At 61.5% G+C, this 1,840-nt stretch carries 1 protein-coding gene; it reads left to right on the top strand.

Going from position 1 to position 1,840, the window contains the following annotated elements:
• Positions 1-290: 290 nt before the first annotated feature.
• Positions 291-1,766, top strand: a complete 1,476-nt coding sequence (gene ltrA, locus XI03_RS01655; protein ID WP_271591109.1) for a group II intron reverse transcriptase/maturase — start codon at positions 291-293, stop codon at positions 1,764-1,766.
• Positions 1,767-1,840: the final 74 nt, after the last annotated feature.

Genomic DNA, 1,840 nt, shown 5'->3' with positions numbered 1-1,840 from the left:
CCGAGCCGTGCGCAGGCGTCCGCGAGGATGTCGGCGAAGCGTCGGCAGGGGAGCGCATAGGCCAGCCATGGAGCCGCGAAAGAATGCTTTCCCGAGAGCCGACGCTGTCAACTGAGCGGAAGGCAACACGAAAGGGTGCGATATCGCGAGCGCCCAGACGTCTCGGCGTGGTCGCAGACCCTGGCATGTGCAGAAGCTTCTTGTACGGGAACCGGGAGCTCTCTTGGTCGGCCAGATGCTCATGGAAGCGGCCTGGTCCGCGGCGGGAAGGCGAGGAGCCGTAGCCGCCGATGAACGATCTGGAGAAGTCTGACTCCGCCATAGTAGCAATGAAGTCGCCGAACAAAGCCGGAGGTACGGTGGCGGAGGCGATGGAGCGAAGGGCGGGGACCAAGGGAAACGCGAGACAGCAAAGCACACTCCGGACACAGGGCCGGGATCGTGTGATCCAGGAGCTTGATCGCGTACGGCAAGCCGCAAGGCAGAGGAAGAAGGAGCGGTTCACAGCGCTTCTCCACCATATCAATACCGACACGCTCCGGATGGCTTTCTACGCGCTCAAGCGCAAAGCAGCCCCCGGCGTGGATGGTGTGACATGGCAGGACTTCGAGACAGATCTGGAGCCCCGGCTTGCGGATCTGCACCGACGGGTCCACACAGGAGCGTATCGTCCCCAACCGTCACGTCGGACGTATATTCCGAAGGCGGAGGGCCGGGAGAGAGCGCTGGCGATCGCGGCTTTGGAGGACAAAATCGTCCAAGGCGCGACCGTCATGGTGCTCAACGCCATCTACGAAGGCGACTTCGTCGGTTTCTCCTACGGGTTTCGACCCGGTCGGGGCCCACATGATGGGTTGGACGCCCTGGCGGTAGCGATCACCTCGCGGAAGGTGAACTGGATACTTGACGCCGACGTGCAAAACTTTTTCGGAAGTGTGAACCAAGACTGGCTGGTCCAGTTCTTGGAACACCGCATCGGCGACAAGCGCATCATCCGCCTGATCCGTAAATGGCTGAAGGCGGGCATTCTCGAAGACGGGGTCGTTACCGTGGACGACAGGGGCACGGGGCAAGGATCGGTGATTTCGCCGCTGCTCGCCAATGTCTACCTGCACTACACGTTCGATCTTTGGGCCGAACGCTGGCGACGGCAAGAGGCCCATGGCGACATGATCATCGTGCGCTATGCCGATGATCTCGTGGCTGGCTTCGAGCATGAGGACGACGCTCGCCGTTTCCTTGATGCAATGCGTGAACGGTTTGAAGCATTCGCGTTGACACTCCACCCAGACAAGACCCGCTTGATTGAGTTTGGTCGCCGTGCGGCGGTCAACCGCAAGGGGCGCGGCCTTGGCAAACCGGAGACCTTCATGTTTCTGGGCTTCACCCACATCTGCGGTAAGTCACGCCGGGGGAACTTCCTGCTCGAAAGGAAGACCCGTCGCGACCGTCTGCGGAGGAAGCTTCAGGACATCAAGGAAAAGCTGCGGCGTCGGATGCACCAACCGATCCTCGTCCAGGGTGCATGGCTGAGACAGGTCGTCGCCGGCCACTTCGCCTACTACGCGGTTCCTACAAATGGGCGGGCGCTCTCAGCGTTCCGCTACTATGTGACCGATCTCTGGCGTCGAACGCTTCGGCGGCGAAGCCAACGAGACCGCTTCACGTGGGACCGCATGACGAAGTTGGCGGATGAATGGCTCCCTCAACCCCGTATCCTCCATCCCTGGCCACAACAGCGCTTCGCCGTCACATACCCAAGGTAAGAGCCGGATGCCTTAATTGGGCTCGTCCGGATCCGCGCGGGGGGCGCTCAGCAATGAGCGTCCCTACCGCAAAC

Source organism: Bradyrhizobium sp. CCBAU 65884, from assembly GCF_028128835.1.
GTDB classification, from domain to species: domain Bacteria; phylum Pseudomonadota; class Alphaproteobacteria; order Rhizobiales; family Xanthobacteraceae; genus Bradyrhizobium; species Bradyrhizobium ottawaense.
This window is presented reverse-complemented; position numbering and strand designations above follow the sequence as displayed.

What these genes read in the sequence shown, in the direction of transcription:
- ltrA (WP_271591109.1), top strand. Translation starts at nt 291, where the DNA reads ATGAACGATCTGGAGAAGTCTGACTCCGCCATAGTAGCAATGAAGTCG.